Origin of the sequence: Brevibacillus sp. FIR094 (assembly GCF_050477165.1) — a bacterium.
In the GTDB taxonomy this organism is placed as follows: domain Bacteria; phylum Bacillota; class Bacilli; order Brevibacillales; family Brevibacillaceae; genus Brevibacillus.
This window is the reverse complement of record NZ_JBEAES010000007.1, coordinates 63747-83816: the sequence shown is the minus strand read 5'-3', so window position 1 is coordinate 83816 and position 20070 is coordinate 63747. Positions and strand designations below refer to the sequence as shown.

General features: G+C 48.4%; 5 protein-coding genes. All 5 read left to right on the top strand.

Annotated features, from left to right (window positions below):
* Nucleotide 1: 1 nt before the first annotated feature.
* The 5 genes from edeK to ACQ5DJ_RS07600 are packed head-to-tail and all read left to right on the top strand — an operon-like array spanning nt 2 to nt 20045.
* On the top strand, nt 2-3985 hold the full coding sequence (gene edeK / locus ACQ5DJ_RS07620; RefSeq protein ID WP_429841914.1) for an edeine non-ribosomal peptide synthetase EdeK: 3984 nt from the start codon (nt 2-4) through the stop codon (nt 3983-3985).
* Between the two features lie 30 nt (nt 3986-4015).
* The gene (edeJ, locus tag ACQ5DJ_RS07615; protein ID WP_429841913.1) at nt 4016-6700 is read left to right on the top strand and encodes an edeine non-ribosomal peptide synthetase EdeJ; all 2685 of its coding nucleotides are present in this window, start codon (nt 4016-4018) and stop codon (nt 6698-6700) included.
* A gap of 1 nt (nt 6701) precedes the next feature.
* The gene (gene edeI / locus ACQ5DJ_RS07610) at nt 6702-15356 is read left to right on the top strand and encodes an edeine biosynthesis hybrid PKS-NRPS EdeI (protein WP_429841912.1); all 8655 of its coding nucleotides are present in this window, start codon (nt 6702-6704) and stop codon (nt 15354-15356) included.
* 16 nt (nt 15357-15372) lie between these two features.
* A complete protein-coding gene (gene fabD, locus ACQ5DJ_RS07605) occupies nt 15373-16641 on the top strand; it encodes an ACP S-malonyltransferase (protein ID WP_429841911.1) in 1269 nt (422 codons plus the stop codon).
* A gap of 41 nt (nt 16642-16682) precedes the next feature.
* Nucleotides 16683-20045 carry a beta-ketoacyl synthase N-terminal-like domain-containing protein gene (locus ACQ5DJ_RS07600; protein ID WP_429841910.1) on the top strand — a complete coding sequence of 1121 codons (3363 nt, stop codon included), beginning with the start codon at nt 16683-16685 and terminating at the stop codon, nt 20043-20045.
* Nucleotides 20046-20070: the final 25 nt, after the last annotated feature.

Genomic DNA, 20070 nt, shown 5'->3' with positions numbered 1-20070 from the left:
CTTGACAACGATAACTGCACAAAACATCTTGCTGGCCAGTGGGCAGTTTGATCGCGAAAAAGACTATTGGATGGAGAACCTCTCTCGAGAATTTCATTCACTCGACCTTCCAACAGACTCTCGGGCCTCGTTTCAGCGTCAGTCTGAACTTCGTGAGTTGACCATCGTGTTTCCGGACGAGCTGAGCAAGGCACTGATTCATTTGAGCAATGGCTCGGATCAGCGTCTGTTCATGGCTTTGCTGAGTGGATTTGGCATCTTGTTGTCCAAATATACGGGACATCAGGACATATGCGTTGGAACGGCCATCTTTCGTCAAACAGAGCCGGGTGAGTTTTTGAACAACCTATTGCCCTTGCGCCATCAGGTACTCCCGGAATGGAGCATCAAGGAGCTGCTACAAGAAGTTCGGCAGACCTTAAATGCCGCTGTGGAACATCAGAACTACCCAATCTTGCGGGTGATCGAGGAACTGCAAGTACCGCAGCAGGGGAACAGCACACCGTTCTTTGAGGCGACTTGCTTATTGGACGTCCTTCATGATCAGGACAGCCTGGAACAGGTTTCGAGCGAGTTGCAGTTCCTCTTTTTTAAAAAGGGAAACTCGCTCGAATTACTCGTGCGTTACGTGGGGCAAAGATACCAACTACCTATGATGGAACGGATGATGGAGCATTTGGTCCGTATCTATCAGGTTATCGTAACGCAACCGAATCAGAAGATCGCTGAGATAGCGTGCTTATCTGAGGAAGAGGTTCGCGAGTTAGTGCTTTCATTCAACGACAACAGGGTTGATTTTCCGCGCGATCATAGCTTTGATCGCCTCTTTGAGGAGCAAGTAAAAAAGACTCCTCATCGCAAAGCGGTGACAGACGGAAAAACAACCTTAACCTTTCAAGAATTAAACGAACGATCCAATCGACTCGCGCGCCACTTTATCAAGCAAGGATTACGACCTGGCACGAAGATCGGTATCTATATGAAGCGTAACGTGGATACGCTTATTGCGATTCTTGCTGTGTTCAAGGCGGGGGGAGCCTACATACCGATTGATCCAGACTATCCGCAGCATCGGATCTTGTACATCGTGCAGAAGAGTGAGATTGCAGGGATAATAACTCAGCCCGACTTGCTAGATGGACTGGAGTCGATTCAAGCATCCTCACCTGAGCTGAAGTATCTCTATGTCTTTGGTCAATCCGATCAATCAGTTGAGTCACTTTCGGGAGAGGACATCGATCGGGAGAGTGCGGGAACAGACTTGGCTTACATCATCTTCACATCTGGCACGACTGGACAACCGAAAGGCGTTATGGTGCACCATCGTGGAATGATTAACCACATTTTTGCGAAAATCAACGATCTATCCCTCTGCGAGGATGATCTTGTCGCGCAAACAGCTTCTCTTTGCTTTGATATTTCTGTTTGGCAGTATCTGGCTGTATTACTGGTGGGTGGCTCTGTGCAAGTGGTCGATACAGAGACGGTTATGGATACGCAGGCCCTTCATAACGTACTGCGATCCAATCGCGTCACGGTAGCGGAAGTGGTACCATCTCTGCTCTCCGTGCTGCTTGATCTCGTTCAAGAATGGCCCGAATCAGAACGCAGCTTCCCAGATCTGCGGTGGATGGCAGTGACGGGAGAAGAGTTGCCTGCTCCTCTGGTGCGGCGCTGGTTTACCTGCTATTCGGAAATCCCATTGGTGAATATGTACGGGCCAACGGAAGCATCCGATGATATTACTCACCACATTATCCGTGAAATGCCCAGCGATCAGCAGATTGTCGTTCCCATTGGCATCCCGATCCAGAACACTCATATTTACATACTCGATCAAAATCAGTGTATCTGCCCGAGAGGCGTAAAAGGAGAAATAGGTGTGGCCGGTCCGGGAGTTGGGTACGGCTACTACAAAGATGAGGAACGGACGCAAAAGGTTTTCGTAGCAAATCCGTATGCCAGCTGGGTAGAAGACCCTGACTATCAAGTCCTCTACCGAACGGGTGATGTAGGCCGGATCACGGAGGACGGATATATTGAGTACTTCGGAAGAATGGACAATCAAGTCAAGATTCGAGGTTACCGAATCGAATTGAGTGAGATTGAACAGGTTATGCGCAGACATCCTGCCGTCAAGGATGCAGTCGTCTTGGCGCTTTCAGAGGAAACGGGTGCAAAGTACTTATGTGCCTATGTCGTTCCGTTGGAGGAATTTTCTGCCCGAGATGTGCGTGATTATTTGTTTACTGTGCTTCCGGAATACATGGTGCCGATGCACTATGTAAAACAAAACGTATTGCCACTTACCCCTAATGGAAAAGTGGACAGAGGGGCTTTACCGAAGCCTGGCATACAGGATCGGGTAGACACATCTATTTTTGTGTCAGCTACAACCGAGACCCAGAAAGCTCTCACCCACATCTGGGCGCATGTGTTACAGCTCGATCCAAACACAATCAGCGCTCGGGACAATTTCTTCGCTCTAGGGGGACACTCGTTAAAAATCAACGCCGTGGCTACGCAGGTTGCACAGCAGTTTGGCGTACACCTTCCACTGCGAACCATGTTTAATCACCCAACTATTCAGGAGCTTGGCAAGGTGATTGATGGAGCAGATAAGACGATTATGAAAACACGATTCCTAGTCGAAACCAGATCGTACTATCCTGTTACGGCTGCCCAGCGCAAGTTCTTTATTCTTCAGCAGTTGAATCCAGCTGACACAAGTCTTCACATTACGGCTGCCCGTTTCATCGAGGGTGATTTGAGCCGTGAGAAGGTAGAACATGCTTTTCAAGGATTGGTTGACCGCCATGAATCTCTTCGTACCTCGTTTGATTATATAGATGGGCAAGTGGTTCAAATTGTACATGATTCGCTAGTGTTCCGTTTGGAAGTGAGCGAAGCAAGTGCAGAGCAGTTGGATGCCAGCCTAGCAACATTTGTACGGCCATTCGACTTGCGTCAAGCGCCCTTGCTGCGTGCAGGGCTAATCAGGATTGCACCGGAAAAGCATCTCTTGTTGTTCGACATGCACCATATCGTTTCAGACGGTGTATCCATGGATATTCTCGTAGAGGACTTCGTTCGTCTCTATGCAGGCGTGACACTTCCTCCATTGGAAGTTCAGCAAAAAGAGTTTGCTGTTTGGCAGGAAGCTGCACTTGAGTCAGGCGAGCTACAAGCTGACTATTGGGCAGACTTGTTTACCAGCCCGGCTCCACTTCTATCGATTCCGACTGATTACGAAAGGCCAGAATCTCTTACGTTTCCTGGTGAGACGATTGAGTTCGAGATATCGGTAGAGGAGCAGCAACGGTTGCAGGACCTGGCAACAAAGGAACATGCGACACTTTACATGGTGCTGTTGTCGGTTTACAACATGTTGCTTGCCAAATACAGCGGCCAAGAGGATGTCGTTGTCGGAACTCCAGTAGCTGGGCGTAATTTTGCAGAGTTTGATGAAGTAATAGGGATGTTTATCAACACCATTCCCCTACGCACTTATCCAAAAGGCGAGAAAACGTATCGCGAGTTTCTTGCGGAGGTCCGAGAGCATACGCTAGCCTCTTTTGAACAAGCGGATTACCCGATTGATCTATTTGTCCAGACTCTTGGTCTTGAGCCAAATACAGGTCGTCAGCCCCTTTTTGATACGATCTTCGTCCTGCAAAACATGGACAATCCGGAAGGGGAACTGGAGCTTGAGGACATGATCGTCAAAAACTATCCACTGCAAAACAACACGGCTAAGCTTGACCTTCATCTGTCGGCTTACCCTGTTTTCGACAGACTTACATGTAAGCTAGATTACCGCAGCGACCTGTTTAGAAGAGAAACGATGGAACAGTTTGTGAATGACTTCAAGAGCTTGTTGCAGCAGGTGATGGAAGATCCCCAGCGCCTCCTGCATGACTTTGAATTGACCCGTGAGGTAGCCCTTATTCAAGCACAGGGCGTCGATTGGGATTTTGAATTTTAGAGCAAGCGGTGAGTAAGAGGGGGAGGGCATATGGAGACTACTATTTCGCAAAACATTCTGCTAACCAGTCGAAAATTTAGCCGGGAGGAGCACTACTGGCACGAGAAGTTACAGGGGGAGTGGACGCTCTCCCTCCTTCCAACCGAAGGGACGGAGAAAAAAGGCGATGGGGAGGAGACAAAAGAAATATCTTTTGTATTTCCAGATGATTTGAACGCTGCCGTTGCGGCCCATTGCGATCATCATCCGATGAAGCTCTACCTGTTCCTTCTGTCGACGTTTCAAATCATGCTAAATCGGTATAAGCAGACAGACGACATGATCATTCTCACGCCCGTCTTTCAGAATCCGCTTCCCCCTAATGCTTGGAATCGGGTACTGCCGCTGCGTGTACGGATGCATCAAGAAGCTACTTTTGCAGATGTGGCGAAAGAGGGTAAGCAGCTGGTCAAAGAGGCAATTGAGCATCAGAACTATCCGTTTTCGCAAATGATGCAATGGCTTGATCTATCCGACACCGATCTGATGACACTGCTGGATACAGCTTTCGTACTAGAAAACATGCAAGATATTGCTGCTTTAGAAGGCCTGTCCCTGCAAGTGGTATTTGCATTGAAGCAAACAGAAGATGGAATGACAGGTCGCGTACGGTATGCGGGCGAGCAGTTCCAAGAGGCTGTCATCGAACACATGATCAGCCATTATCTACAAATTCTTCGTGAAGTGGTCGCCGATCCCAAGCGGTTGGTTCACACAATCGATATGTTGACAGAAGCAGAGCGGACTGATCTGTTGTATACCCGCAATCAAACGGACGTTTCTCATTTTGCTCCAAAGCCGATTCATCAACTGATCGAGGAACAGGCAGCGCGTACTCCTCATCTAACAGCAGCTGTGTTTGGTAACCAAACCCTTACCTATGCTCAACTAAATGGCAAAGCCAATTGCCTTGCACGCATGTTGAAGGACAGCGGCATTGGAAGAGGAAGTTATGTTCCGGTCTTGATGAATCGTAGCTTGAATTTGGTCATTTCTCTGCTAGCCGTGATGAAAACAGGTGCGGCATTTGTCCCGTTGGACGTGCAAAGTCCGAACGAACGGAAAAAGCAGCTACTGGATGAATTGGATTGTCCAGTGACGCTGATCGGACCAGAAATACGTCAGGAACCATCATTCGTACAATGGACACGTGCTGTAATCGTCGATGCGGATGATATCCGGGAAGAAGGGGACTTACATGTCCAGGTTGATGTGGACGATCCGATTTATGTGATCTATACATCTGGTTCCACCGGCAAACCAAAAGGAGCTGTCATTCCTCATATCGGTATTTTCAATCGGTTTCGCTGGATGGATGAACATTACGGTTGTTCGGAGCAGGATGCCATTTTCCAGACGACTCCCCATCACTACGACAGTTCGGTCTGGCAACTTTTCTGGCCGCTCTTGCATGGGGGCCGTACGGTATTGCCGATTCCTGAATTTGAGATGACACTCGATCAAGTGTTGCACGCCATTTCAACTTATCAGATTACGATCACGGACTTTGTGCCGTCGGTCTTCAACCTGCTGGTGGATCAAATGGAAACACGGCAGGACATACACGATTCACTTTCTTCGATTCGTCACCTGATCTTGGGGGGAGAGGAAATTACGGCTCACACCGTGTATCTGTTTCTTCAGCGGTTTCCCCACGTACGTATCACGAATCTGTACGGTCCGACGGAGACGTCTATTGGTGTCATCTACTTTGAGATCGACCATACCCATCAGGGACCGATACCGATCGGAAAGCCGATAGCCAATACGAAAATTCTGCTGCTGGATTCAAATCGCAAACTAGTTCCGGATGGACAACAAGGGGAGATTTATATAACGGGCTTGTGCTTGGGGCACGGATACTTGCACGATCCTGAGAAAACAGCTGCCAGCTTTGTTGACAATCCTTATCCGGAAATTGGTTATCAAAAGCTTTACCGGACAGGCGACCTTGGGCGTTATCTGCCGAATGGCAATATCAAGTTCTGCGGACGCATCGATCATCAAGTAAAAGTACGCGGGCACCGAATTGAGCTGGGCGAGATTGATGAGGTGCTATTGTCCCATCCGCTAGTAAAAGAGTGTGCCGTGCTATTTCAAGAAGAGAAGGCTCGATTGTGCGCTTACTACGTATCAAATTCTCAGGAATTGACCGCAAGTGACTTGCGTGGTTATCTCAGCGAACGGCTTCCTGATCACATGATCCCTTCCTTTTTTGTCAGCATTGAAAAAATGCCTTTGACAGCAGGGGGCAAGATCAATCGCAAGCAACTGCCTGAAGTGGATGAGCAACAGGCGTCCGATGCTGAATATGTAGCCCCACGAAATGAGAAGGAAGCACAGCTGGTTACCATCTGGAAAGAAATCTTGGGAATCGAAAAAGTGGGGGTACACGACAGCTTTTTCCAGCTGGGAGGGAATTCCCTGCTGTTGCTCAAAATGCATGCGCAAATTGTAAAACAAGTGGATAGCGAGATTAGCGTCGCACATTTGTTTTCCTACTATACGATTGCCATGTTTGTAGATTTTCTCGAACAAAGAAAACAGGATCAGTTTGCATCTATGGAAGAAAGCGATGATGATGAATCCCTTCTGGAATTACTGAGGGAGGTCAAGGAGGGAGTTCTCTCCGTAGACAAGGGTGCCGAACTGATCGACAAAAGGAAGGGGAAATAGGATGAGTTTGCTAAAAAAATACATCTTGGAGCAAGTGGCTGCTCATCGACTGCAAGAAAAGGAAGCACTTCCTTTGCTGAAAGAACTGTCCTCAGCCAACGTAAACACTCGCCAAGATATCGCGATCATCGGTATGGCTTGTCGGTTTCCCGGAGCCAGCAGCCTCGAAGAATACTGGAACAATTTACAACAGGGGCACGATTCAATCAGTGATATCCCTGCTGCAAGGCGTCCAGATGTCGAGAGGGTAGCGAGAGAATTTTTTAACGACACAGATTTTACGTATGAGCGGATGGGTTATCTCGATCACGTGGATTTATTTGATCATGCGTTTTTCGAGATATCACCTGCAGAGGCTCGAACCATGGATCCGTATCAGCGGATGTTTCTCGAGTTGGCATGGGAAACATTTGAACATGCCGGGTATAGCGAGAAGATGATCAGCGGTTCTCCTACAGGCATATTTCTGGGATATTGTGACAATGAATCACAATACCAGCGTGTGCTGAAGAACGTGGATTCGTCCTCGCTGGCTGGCAACGTTGCAGCAATTATCGCTTCACGAATTTCCTATTTGCTGAATCTGTCAGGTCCGAGCCAACTGATTAATACATCTTGCTCTTCCTCCTTGGTCGCTCTGCACCAAGCATGTCAGGCCATTGGAAATAACGATTGTCGAATGGCTCTCGTAGGTGGAGTTAACCTTTCCCTGTTTCCGATTCAACAAGATAATGACTTTGGCATCGTTTCTGTAGAACGAAAAACCAAAGCATTTGATGACTTTGCTGATGGAACAGTATGGGGAGAAGGTCTAGGCGCTGTTCTTTTGAAGTCATACGATCAAGCAGTCAAGGACAACGACTATATCCATGCCGTGATCAAAAGCACAGCGGTCAATTGTGATGGCCGTTCTACCAGTATTACAGCGCCCAATGCGATTTCGCAGTCTGCTTTGTTGCGAACAACGTGGGAACGGGCGCGAATCAATCCGGAGAGCATCTCCTACATTGAGGCACATGGGACCGGGACAAGATTAGGCGACCCTGTCGAGATTGAGGGGATCATGCATGCCTTTCAGAAAGTTTCAAAACGTAAGCAATTTTGCGCAATAGGCTCGGTCAAAACCAATATCGGGCATACGATAGCGGCATCCGGTGTAGCTGGGATCATTAAGACGGCTTTGATGATGAAGCATCGTCAGATTCCGCCGACGCTGCATGTGAAACGGCCGAATACTTTAATTCCTTTTATTGATTCGCCTGTTTATGTAAATGATGTGCTAAAGGCTTGGGATGTTGAGGCTGACCAACCTGTGAGGAGAGCCGGAGTAAGCGCATTCGGCCTGAGCGGGACAAACGCCCACGTCATATTGGAAGAGCCGCTTAAGCGCGAGGCAACAGCAGTTTCAGAATCTGGCAATTACCTATTGACGTTATCTGCGAAGACAAGTGAGTCGCTATGGGATTTGCTCGAGAAATATCAAGCATTTTTAGCAGCGTCTTCTGAGCATTCCCTTCTTGATATGTGCGCTACTGCCAATACTGGGCGCGGACACTATCGGTATCGCCTTGCCTTCATTATCAACAGCAAAGAAGACTTTTTGCAGAAGATCCATCGCCTGTGCGCGGGAGAACGGATGGGGGACGGTGCTCCGCTTGTTGATGGGAATCAGGTGTTCTACGGGGTACTGAATACCCGTGGGGAAAGTTCATTGCCGATCAGCATGCTAATAGACAGCTCTAACCCAGTAGAAATGGCAAAACTGTACGTGACAGGGGTACCTATCAATTGGTTTGAATACTACCGTCCAGTTAAGTGGAAAAAGGTGCCTTTGCCAACCTATTCCTTTGCAAAAACCCGTCACTGGGTGCAATCGGATCAACCCGTAAACGACACAGTTGAGCGGTCCGCTGCTGTAGCATCTGTGGCAGCACATGACAACGAAACTATTGATGTTCATAAAATTGCTTCCACCTTCTTTACTTTTGGAGAAACTTTACTGAATCAGTTGAATGTCCAAAAGCAAACAGGTTTGGAAGAGGATGAAACTTTTTATTCTGGCTTGTCATCGCTTGAATGCTTCAAGCAACTGGGCGTTTTCCACAAGCAGAGTCAAACGTATACGGTGGAAGAATTGCGTGAAGCTGTAATAAAAGATGGAAGTAATGAACATCTCTTCCAACTCATGCTTGGGCTCGTCGTTCAAGCGGCCCTTGTTGAACAAGTTGAAGGAACATATCGACTTGCTGCTCAAGCAGAGGGGCTTGAAGCGGAAACGTTTTATCAGGATTGTCTGGATCGTTATCCGAATGAGCGCGAGACGTTTACCCAATTAAAAGCGTGTTTTGCCCATTACTCAACCATCATGACAGGGCAGACCGTACTTACGTCCGACGCTACTTCTGACTTTTTCAAGTCGTATGCGGATCGTATTACTCTTGGAAACCCTTCTGGACTTATGGCAGTGGAAACAATTGCCCAATACATCCAATCGTTTAGTCGACCTGTTCGAATTCTGGAGCTTGGAGGCGGTTCAAGCAGATTTACACGCCTCTTGCTGCCAAAGATTGAAAATCAAGCAGTTACTTATCTGTTTACGGATTGTGTCCAAGGGACTCTCGATGAGACAGAAAAAGAGTGCAAAGAAGTGTATCCATTTGTGGAGTTCCGCCTGTTCAACATGGAGAAGGCCCCAGCCGAACAAGGATTCGATCTACACGCATACGATGTGATTATCGCTAATAATGCAATACACAGGACGAAGGATGTTCGAGCATCCTTATCGATTTTGCATCAGTTACTTGCAGAGCAGGGCGTGCTGTTTGCGATTGAGCTCGTGAAAAATCGTTCAACGGCAAATGTGATCGGGGGGCTTGCCGCAGACTGGTGGCAGCACGAAGACACTGATCTGCGACAGCAAGCTAGACTGATGGATGCCTCACGTTGGGAAAAGGCGCTGCGGGATACGAACTATCAATCGGTTGCCATTTATCCATCGTCAACAGCGCTGGGTGATCTGTCTGATTCAGCGTTATTGGTCGGACACTCTGCGTATACGCCACAAGAGTATCGAGAGTGGCTCTACCAGATCAATTGGCAAACAAAAGAGCTAAGAACCGCTCATCAGTCTCAGCGTCCAGGGATCTGGATGGTGTTTCAAGATGAAGGCGGTGTGGGAGAAACTCTTGCTGACGCGATGTCATCGGAAGGGCATGAAGTGTTTAAACTTCGCAGTGGTGAGGCTTTTGCCTCCGTCTCTTCCCACGAGTTTATCCTAGATCCCAGTCAGCCGGCAGATCTGCGACGTGTGTTTGAGAGACTCGGGGACAAAAAGGAAAAGCTGACTGGGATTATCCACTTATGGAGCTTGACCTCGGGCGCCCAGCAGCCAATTGGTCTCGGAGAGCTTGAAGCTCTGGAGTCAGCGCAAGATCTGGGCGTTTACAGTCTGTTTCATTTAACACAAGCGTTGCTTGAGCTGGATCTGAAGCAGGTGCTAGATTTACGGATCGTTTCGAACTACGCACAAGCAGTAGATGACACCGGCCCTGTTTTTCCAGAAAAAGCTCCCTTGTTCGGTCTAGCAAAGGTTATCTCGCAGGAAAATCCAAAACTGCAGTGCTTTAGCCTGGATCTCGCAACAGAGGGGCGTTCAACATCGCAGTTGGCTGGTCAGCTTCTAGCGGAAATTCGCTGCAATCGGGATGACACATTGGTGGCCTATAGAGGAAATCGCATCGTACCAGAAATGAATCGCTGCGACATCGATCAAATTCCGAAGCGGCCTGTAGAGATACGTGAAAACGGCGTTTACTTGATAGCCGGAGGTACAGGGAAACTTGGACTGGCATTTAGTAAGCATCTGGCAGCACAAAAAAATGTGACGCTCGTGCTGATTAATCGTTCTCCACTTCCACCTAACCACGAGTGGAAAGAGCGTTTACAGCAACCAGACTGCAGTGCTGCTGAGGCACGAAAGCTAAAAGCGCTGATTGAGCTAGAGGAAATGGGGGCGCAGGTAGTCTGCTACGCGGCTGACGTGTCCGACCGTCAGCAGATGGAGAATATTTCTGAGCAAGTTCGTGCCCGTTACGGACCGATCAACGGCATTATCCAATCAGCGGCGCATATCACCTTCGAGACGATTCAGACGAAGTTGTTTTCCCATTTTCAAAATGGCTTGAAAGCGAAGATGGCGGGCACAGTCATACTCGATCAGATAGCTGAACCGGAGCATTTGGATTTCTTTGTGATCTTCTCATCACTTGCTTCGATTTGGGGTGGAGCGACTGGCAGTGACTACGTCTCGTCCAACTGCTTCTTGGATGCCTATAGTGCAGCACGCAATCGAACGGGAAAACCAACGATCGCTTTGAACTGGTATGCGTTTGAAGGGATAACAGGTCCTGGTTTTATCGGATACATGCCAATGGATGGGGCGATACAGGCCTTTGATGCATCGCTGTCTTGCCAAACTGAGCATCTGATCATTGGACAATTTGATTTGCAAGTGCTGAAGGAATGGGCACCGTCTTTGAAAGTAAAGCTCGGAGACTCGATCTTTGCAAGCGTGAAATCTCATAAAGAACGCGAAGTACCTTCCACAGCGACCTTGCAAAACCGTGTTGTTTTGTCTGGTAGGGAGGAAGGCGATCACTACACTGTGTTGGAGCAAGCCTTGGGTCAGATTTGGTCCGATGTGCTGGGTTACTCCGAATTGAGCATCGACGACGATTTTTTCAGGCTGGGTGGCGATTCGCTTTTGGCAATCGGTATCGTTTCCCGTGTCACCAAGCAGTTACACAAAGAGATGACAATCACCGACCTGTTTCAGACTCCGACAATCCGTCAATTGGCTGTGTTGATGGCTCCGAATGAAGAAACAGCTGTGTCAGCAATTCCTGTAGCAGAGTATCGGGAAGCTTATCCCGCGACCTCGTCTCAGCAGAGAATTTATGTACTGGAACAAATGCAGGAAGGGGCAGTTGCCTACAACATCCCTACAGTTATGATGCTGGAAGGCGAGCTGGACAGAGAGGCATTCGAACGTGCATTTGTCACGCTGGTGCAGCGTCATGAGTCGTTGCGCACCTCATTTTCCATCGTGGATGGAGTTTTGATGCAAGCCATTCAAACGAGCGTAGATTTTACGTTGGCGTATTGTGAAGTCGACGAAAATGAGGCCAAGAGAACAGTCGAACAATTCATTCGACCATTTGACTTGTCAAAAGCTCCGCTTGTTCGCGGTATGCTCATTCGTATTGATGTCAACAAACACTTGTTGCTGTTCGACATGCATCACATTATCTCCGATGGAGTATCCATCAACATTTTGATCCGCGAGTTCTTCCAGTTGTATCAGGGACTCGAGTTGCCTGAGCTGCGGATTCAATATAAAGACTACAGCGTGTGGCAAACAGAGCAGCTGGGCAATGGGGTATTGGCCACTCAGGAGAAGTTCTGGCTAAAAGAGCTGGATGGAGAACTTCCTGTGCTTAATCTGCCTACGGACTACCCTCGACCGTCCGTCCAGAGCTTTGAGGGAGATGTCCTGACCTTTGAGATTCCACAAGAGATGACAGAGAAGATACTGGCACTGGCAAAAAACAATGGTTCAACCTTGTACATGACGCTACTGGGAGCGCTCACCATTATGATGTCGAAATACGCTGGCGAAGAAGACATTATCATTGGATCGCCAGTGGCTGGCCGTCATCATGCAGACCTGGAAAATATCGTTGGTGTCTTTCTGAACACGCTGGCGATGAGAAACTTCCCGCGAAGCGATCGCACCGTGGCAGATTTCCTTCAGGAAGTAAAAAAACGGGCCCTGGCGGCGCTCTCTCATGCCGATTATTCGTTCGAAATGCTGGTGGATCGTCTGACGCTGCCAAAAGATACGGCGCGCAACCCGTTGTTTGATGTGATGTTCATTTTGCAAAATACCGGCGATGCGAAGGGAAGCATGAGTGCAAATGGGCTGACTCTCTCTCCGTATCCATTTGAACAGCGTTCTGCCCAGTTTGATCTGACCTTTGACATCATTGAGCGAGAACAGCGCCTGATTGTCGATATCGAATACAGCAACAAGCTGTTCAGCAAAGAGACGATCACGTCGATGTCCACACACTTCCAGAAGATTCTGGAGCAGATGGTGGAAGATCCTGAACAGTTGATCGGCAAGATGTCCATGCTGGCAGCAGAAGAACGCTTGCTGCTGATAGAGCAATGGAATGACACGAGTTTGGAATACTCTCGTGAAAAAACAGTCGTTCAGCTCTTTGAAGAAGTAGCGGCAACACAGCCGAACGCGTTAGCAGTAACATGCGGAGATGTGAGAGTCACCTATGCGGAATTAAATAAGCGAGCAAACCAAGTAGCTCGTTTGATCAAGCAACATGGCGTCACTGCTGATACTTGCGTGGGCCTTCTGACGAATCGCTCTGTGGAAATGATGGTCGGATTACTGGCGATCTTGAAAGCGGGGGCTGCGTTTGTTCCGATTGATCCGCAATATCCAGAAGAACGTATCTCTTACGTTTTGGAAAATAGTATGACTCGCCTCGTCTTAACCCACGATTCTCTGGTAGAGAAGCAGTGGGGTAGTATTATCCGAGTGGACGTAAATGATTCCCGAATGGAGACGCTAGAAGACGCCAATCTTCCGACACAGGCTGCACCTGGCGATCTCGCCTATGTCATTTACACATCGGGTTCTACAGGCAAGCCTAAAGGCGTTATGGTTGAGCACGGTAATTTAATGAACTTCTGCTCGGGGATCGGGGAACACATCGATTTTGCCAGCGCAGACAAAATGCTGGCTGTGACAACGATTTCGTTTGATATTTTTCTGCTTGAAACGATTGTACCGCTGACGAAAGGGATGACGGTAGTCATCGCAACCGAACAGCAGCAAGCAGACCCGCAGGTGCTCAAGGAGTTGATTTTGCAGGAAGAAATCACTTTCCTTCAACTGACTCCCTCCCGCCTACAGCTCATGCTGGAAGAGAAGAGCAACTTGCACGCACTTGACTGCTTGAAAGCGATCCTACTTGGGGGAGAAGCCCTTTCAGCGTCTTTGTTCCAACGGCTTCGCACACAAACCAAGGCGAGACTTTACAACCTGTACGGTCCAACTGAAACAACGATTTGGTCTACGGTGCAGGACTTGACCGAAGCAGGGGAAGTAACGATTGGCGCACCTTTGCCCAATACTCAAGTCTACATCCTCGATGAGCATCTACAAGTGCAGCCGATGAAGATCACTGGCGATCTTTACATTGCAGGGGATGGGGTAACGAGAGGCTATTTCGGTCAGCCAACACTAACGGCTGAGCGCTATATCCCTAATCCGTTTAAACCCGGTCAACGCATGTACAAAACAGGTGATCTCGCGAGATGGTTACCGGATGGACGTATTGAATACGTGGGACGATCCGACTTTCAGTGCAAAGTACGCGGTTATCGAATCGAATTAGGTGAGATTGAAAGTGCTCTTTGCCAGCATCCGGATATTACGGAAGCGGTAGTCAGCGTGCGAGATACCGCCAGCAATCCTTACCTGGCTGCGTACTATATGGCAACTCGAACATTGGACAGCGATGAATTGCGAGCGATGCTGAGCAAAAGTTTACCGGATTACATGATTCCACATTTCTATACACATATGAGTATGTGGCCGCTGACACCAAACGGAAAACTGGATCGCAAATCATTGCCAGAGCCTGATGCACGCCAAGACAAGCACACCGAATATCAAGCCCCGGCTACCCGACTGGAAGAACAGGTGGCTGACATTTGGAGGGAAGTGCTTAAGCGTGAAACGGTCGGTATGCAGGATAACTTCTTCCACATAGGCGGGACTTCGCTTTTACTGGTGCAAGTTCATGCCAAGCTTGAACAACTTTACCCTGGCCGGGTTCGAATTGCCGATTTATTCGCCCATCCTACACTGTTTGGCCTAACTAACTTTTTAAAGAACGCCGCTTTAGATGTAGCAGATGAACATGAGGAAACAGATACGACCACGTATTGGTTGAAGGAGTTGGATCGTGTCTCGCTGATAGAGTTGCCGTCTCAGTATTGGGCTAGTGGAGAAGCGAATGCGGACACAAACTGGGTCCAATTCTCACTTTCGGATGATCTGTTTGAAAATGTGCAGCAGGTAAGTCAAATGGAGGCTGTTGAGGTTAGAGATATACTGCTTTCGATGTATCTATACCTTATGGCCGAATTGACAGGACAGCAGGATCTTTACATGGAAGTGGCTGTCGCCAAGGATCTGCAGATGAGTGCCTATCCATTCCGAGTGAACATGTCAGAGGTCAACACCTTCTTCGATCTATTCAAGCAGGTACAGCAGAAGAGACAGTTCATCGAGAAAATGACGGGGGAAGCCTCGTTGTGGCTAAAAAAATTGCGGACGAATCGCAACGACGGAACCATTATTCCATTCTTCGGCAGTGTCAATGAATTTACCGATGCATCGTTTATACACCACGAACATGAGCTTACCTTCTGGATCAAGGAAGGAAAAGACGTGATTGATATCGTGTGTGAGTTTGACCCTGATTGCCTCCGGGCAGAAAAAGTCACGGAGATGACTCAGGATTACCAGCAATTGCTCAGGATGCTAGTGAATGAATACATGAGGTAGAGAAGGGTGATCAAAAATGGACAAAATCGCACTCTTATTCCCGGGACAAGGTTCGCAATATGTTGGAATGGGCCAAGCATTATGTGAGGCCCATCCCATTGCCGCTCGTACCTTTGAAGAAGCAAGTGATGCGCTTGGATTTAACCTGCAAACCCTTTGTTTTGCAGGGGATGTTCAAGAACTGACCAAAACAGAGCACGCACAGCCAGCAATTCTGACGGCAAGTGTCGCAGCCTTCCGCGTTTATTCACAGGAAATGAACATCGAACCGAAGTGGGTGGCTGGTCACAGTCTGGGCGAGTTTACAGCCCTGACTTGTGCTGGTGCCATCCAGTTTGCAGATGCCGTCCACCTAGTCTATCGCCGAGGTCAATTCATGCAGGCGGCCACGCCGCAGGGTGTCGGAGCCATGTCAGCAATCTTTGGGTTGAATGCTCAACTTGTCGAGGAGATTTGTCGGGAACATTCTCGTGACGGTGCGATCGTCGTGGTCGCCAACCATAACTCCGCCGATCAGATCGTCATCTCTGGACATGCACATGCGGTGCGGCAAGTAGAAGAAGCGTGCAAGCAGCATGGCTCGACTTCCGTAGTCAGCCTCAAGGTGAGTGCGCCTTTCCATTCGCCACTCATGGTACAAGCAGCTGAACAATTACATGAAGAACTGAAGCGATACACGTACTGCGATCCCAAATGGCCTGTGATTTCCAATGTGACAGCACAGCCTTATGTTCATGCAGATCAACTTGTCGATTTGCTAACAGCCCAAACAACCAGCCCTGTTCGCTGGAAATCCACGATGGATTACTTGGTAAAACAAGGAGCGAATACAGTGATTGAGCTTGGCCCCAAAAATGTACTGACCAATTTGGCCAAAGGATATCCCCTTCGCGCCTTTGCCTTTGACAAGCAGGGGGAGATCAATCGTTATCAGCAAGAGCTTCAGGATGCCAAAGCGCATAAGCAAGCAGTAATTGCCCAACTGGTCGATTCTTGCATTGCGGTTGCTGTTTGCACGAAAAACCGCGGTCTTGATGAAGAAGCGTACCAGCAAGGGGTCATCGCTCCCTATCAAGCACTGCAACAACTGAGGCAGCAGCTGGAGCAAGGAGAAAAAGAGGGGGGCTATGGAGATGTACGCGAAGCTTTTTCTCTGCTTCGATTGATCTTGCAAACAAAAAAAGCTCCTGATGTGGAACAAACCATGCGTTTTGAACAGTTGACTAGCAAACCGGACTTGCAACAGCGATTTCCTGAGATCGGCAACGAATGGCAAGCTAGCTAAGCCGAACCAGGTGAGCAGAGGAACCAAGGAGGAAGAATGCAGTGAGCAAGCCATTAGGACTTAACCGAGTCAAACTGAATAAACAGCAGACGGATGCTCATTCACCAGACAGCAAACCCAATCCACACGATATTGCGGTGATTGGTGCTGCTTGCCGATTCGGAAGCGCAGAAAACCCGGCAGACTTTTGGCGTCTGTTGCAAGCTGGTCAAGATTGTGTGCGAGAGCTTCCCAAAGAGCGCCAGAACGATTTGATTCCTTTGTTACTTGCCAAAGGTTTGACGATGGAACAAATTCAATTTCGAGAAGCTGCCTACCTGAATGAAATTGATAAATTCGATCCGCAATTCTTCGGTCTTTCTCCGAAGGAAGCCAGCCAGATGGACCCGAACCAGCGCTTATTCTTGCTGACATGCTGGGAGGCAATTGAGGACGCTGGGTATGGTGGAACGATGCTCGCGGGCAGCCGAACAGGTGTATATCTGGGGTTTAGCAGTGATTTTGGTGAAGAGTATAGACGAATGATTCGAGAGCTGGAACCAGATGCGCTGTCCACCTCAATCATTGGCAATATGAAATCGGTCATCGCTTCTCGCATCTCCTACCTGTTGGATCTCAAAGGTCCGAGCATGCTTGTGGATACTTCCTGCTCTTCATCGCTGATGGCTGTTCACCTCGCATGCCAAGCGATTCGTCGAGGAGAATGTGAGATGGCGCTGGCTGGCGGTGTCAAGCTTATCTTGCTGTCGTTACAAGATGGAAGCAATGATTTGGGAATATTATCGCAATCTGGACGTACTCGCCCTTTTGACAATGATTCAGACGGTACGGGTGTCGGTGAAGGCGTTGGCGCCGTTTTACTGAAACCGTTGACAAAGGCTCTTGCAGACGGGGATTCGATTTATGCCGTGATCAAGGGAAGCGCCGCCAATCAAGACGGCCATTCTTTCGGGCTTACGGCGCCCAATTCATTGGCACAAGCCGAAGTGATTCAGCAAGCATGGAAAGACGCGCAGATTGACCCCGAAACCCTTTCCTATATCGAGGTGCACAGCATAGGCACCAAGCTGGGTGATCCTATGGAGATGGACGGGTTGGAGAGAGCGTTTCGCCCATACACAAATCGTCGCCAATTTTGCGGGATCGGTTCGGTAAAGACGAACATCGGTCACACCGACCACGTAGCAGGTATGGCTGGTCTTTTTAAGGTGATTCTGTCTCTTAAACAAAAGCAGATACCTCCGCATTTGCACTTTCAGCGTGCGAACCGGATGATTCCTTTCGAACAATCTCCCATTTACATCCACGACACATTGACAGAGTGGGAACCAGAGCAAAGCGTGCGACGGGCTGGAATCAGTTCGTTTGGGATGAGTGGAACAAATGTGCACCTCGTAGTAGAGGAAGCACCCTTCATTCAGCCTCCCAAGCAAGACGAAGGGTTTGAGGCAATCGCTTTATCCGCTAAAAGCAAGGAGAGCTTGCTCAACCTGTTGCTTCGCTTTCAGAAGTGGACCAGCAAGCCTGTGGAGGAACTGCCGACATTGGAAAGTCTCAGCTTTACGGCAAATACGGGACGTAGTCACCACGGCTACCGTTTGCTGCTGATTTGCAGGGACATGGATGATTTCTCCGCAAAAATCTCCAAGTTGTGCGCGAGCGACTGGACAACACTGTCTGAACCAGATATTTACTTTGGCTGGCACAAGGTTATCTCGCAGGAAAAAGCGGATAGAGAGCCAGGGATACTGACTGAGACAGAACAACAAGCGATGAATAAGGCAGCCAATGCACTTTTGCAAAAGCTTTTATTGACGCAAAGCAAAGAGTTATCTGATCTGAAAGAGCTCGGCGAATTGTATGTGAGTGGGGCAGATGTACGCTGGAGTGCCATGTATACGTTTAAAAAGCCGCGACGCGTGCACCTTCCTGTTTATCCGTTTGAGCGTAAGCGTTGTTGGCTGGACATCTCTTCACTTCATTCTCTTGACAAGGATGCCGGGAGAGTAAAAGACAATGTTGCACCACAAAAATATGGAGAAGCAAAGCTACCAAACGTGGTGATACGTGGGAGAAAACAGGATACCTACACCGTTTTAGAGCAAGAGCTGGCTCACATTTGGGGATATGTTCTGGGGCTTGAGGAAGTAGATGTCCATGACAATTTCTACGAGCTGGGCGGGGACTCGATCATCGCGATTAGAATGATTAGCGAAATCTCAAAGCGGATGAACCGAGAAGTAGAAGTACAAGACCTGCTTATCCATTTGACGATTTCCGATTTTGCTGCCTATCTTGATGCGACTGGGCATGAAGAAGAACAGGTTGCGAAAGCAGAGGCAGCTGCTACAGCAGTCCAAACGGTTCAACAACGAAACACAAAATCATGGCACGGTACGCAAATCAAGCGCAGCTCGTATGCCGATGTCAGTCAATTATCCTGGCGTCAATGGAATTGTTATGATCGCGGTCTCGCTTTATTAATGGAGGAGCAGGATGCCCATCTGATTCCGTATTTTAAGCTTTTTCTCGGGTTGAAGCGCGGCTTTCAGCTTGATGCTGAGGGGTACCCCTATTCATATCGGGAGCATGCTGAGGTTATGGGATATTTGTCGGATGAGGAGATGCTTTACAAATTTGGCTATCGGGTCAAACTCCTGCCTGTCGCTCGTCTGGATGAATTGCATGAGTCGATCATTCACCAGTTGGATCAAGGCAAGCCAGTAATGGTTGCGTTTGACGAGTACTACACCTTTTACACACCGCAATACCAGAAGGAACATACCGATCATCTCACCGTCATCACTGGATATGACCCTGACAAGCAGGTTTATACGATCATCAATCACAATCATTTGACTCGAGGGCAAGCTCAACGAATCCAGTACGATAAATTTTCCACAACGTATCAAACGCTTGAGGAGATTTATGCAAATTTAGAGCCGCATTCCCGGCTGATCATGGTGCTCGATCGCGTTACAGATGATGAAGCAATCTTGCGTACCAGCGCGGAACAGGAGTTGCTCCGTTTACTAAAAGCGGTCGAGAGTAAACAGCAAGTTGGTCGTGAGCTTACGCTGTTGCTGTCACTTACGGAGCAGCCAGACACCTATTTTCATGAAGCCAATTTAAACGAGCTCTACGTTCAATTAGGTGGGAAAGAACTGTGGATGGAAACATTATTGGATTGGCACATTCCACAGGCGGATCAGACTGTACGCAAACTGGCGGAAGAGATTTTGCAGACATCCAATCACGTAGTGAATCGCTATGCTCTTAGCTTATACAAAGAAAAAATGTTGAAGCAATCCGATATGGAAGCTGCTGTAGATAAGTTGAGATTTCTCACTAGTCAATTTTTGCAACAAGTATTTGCCTTGCGAGAACGTGATTCGGAAATCTGATAGTCGCATGTGTTTACCATTACGA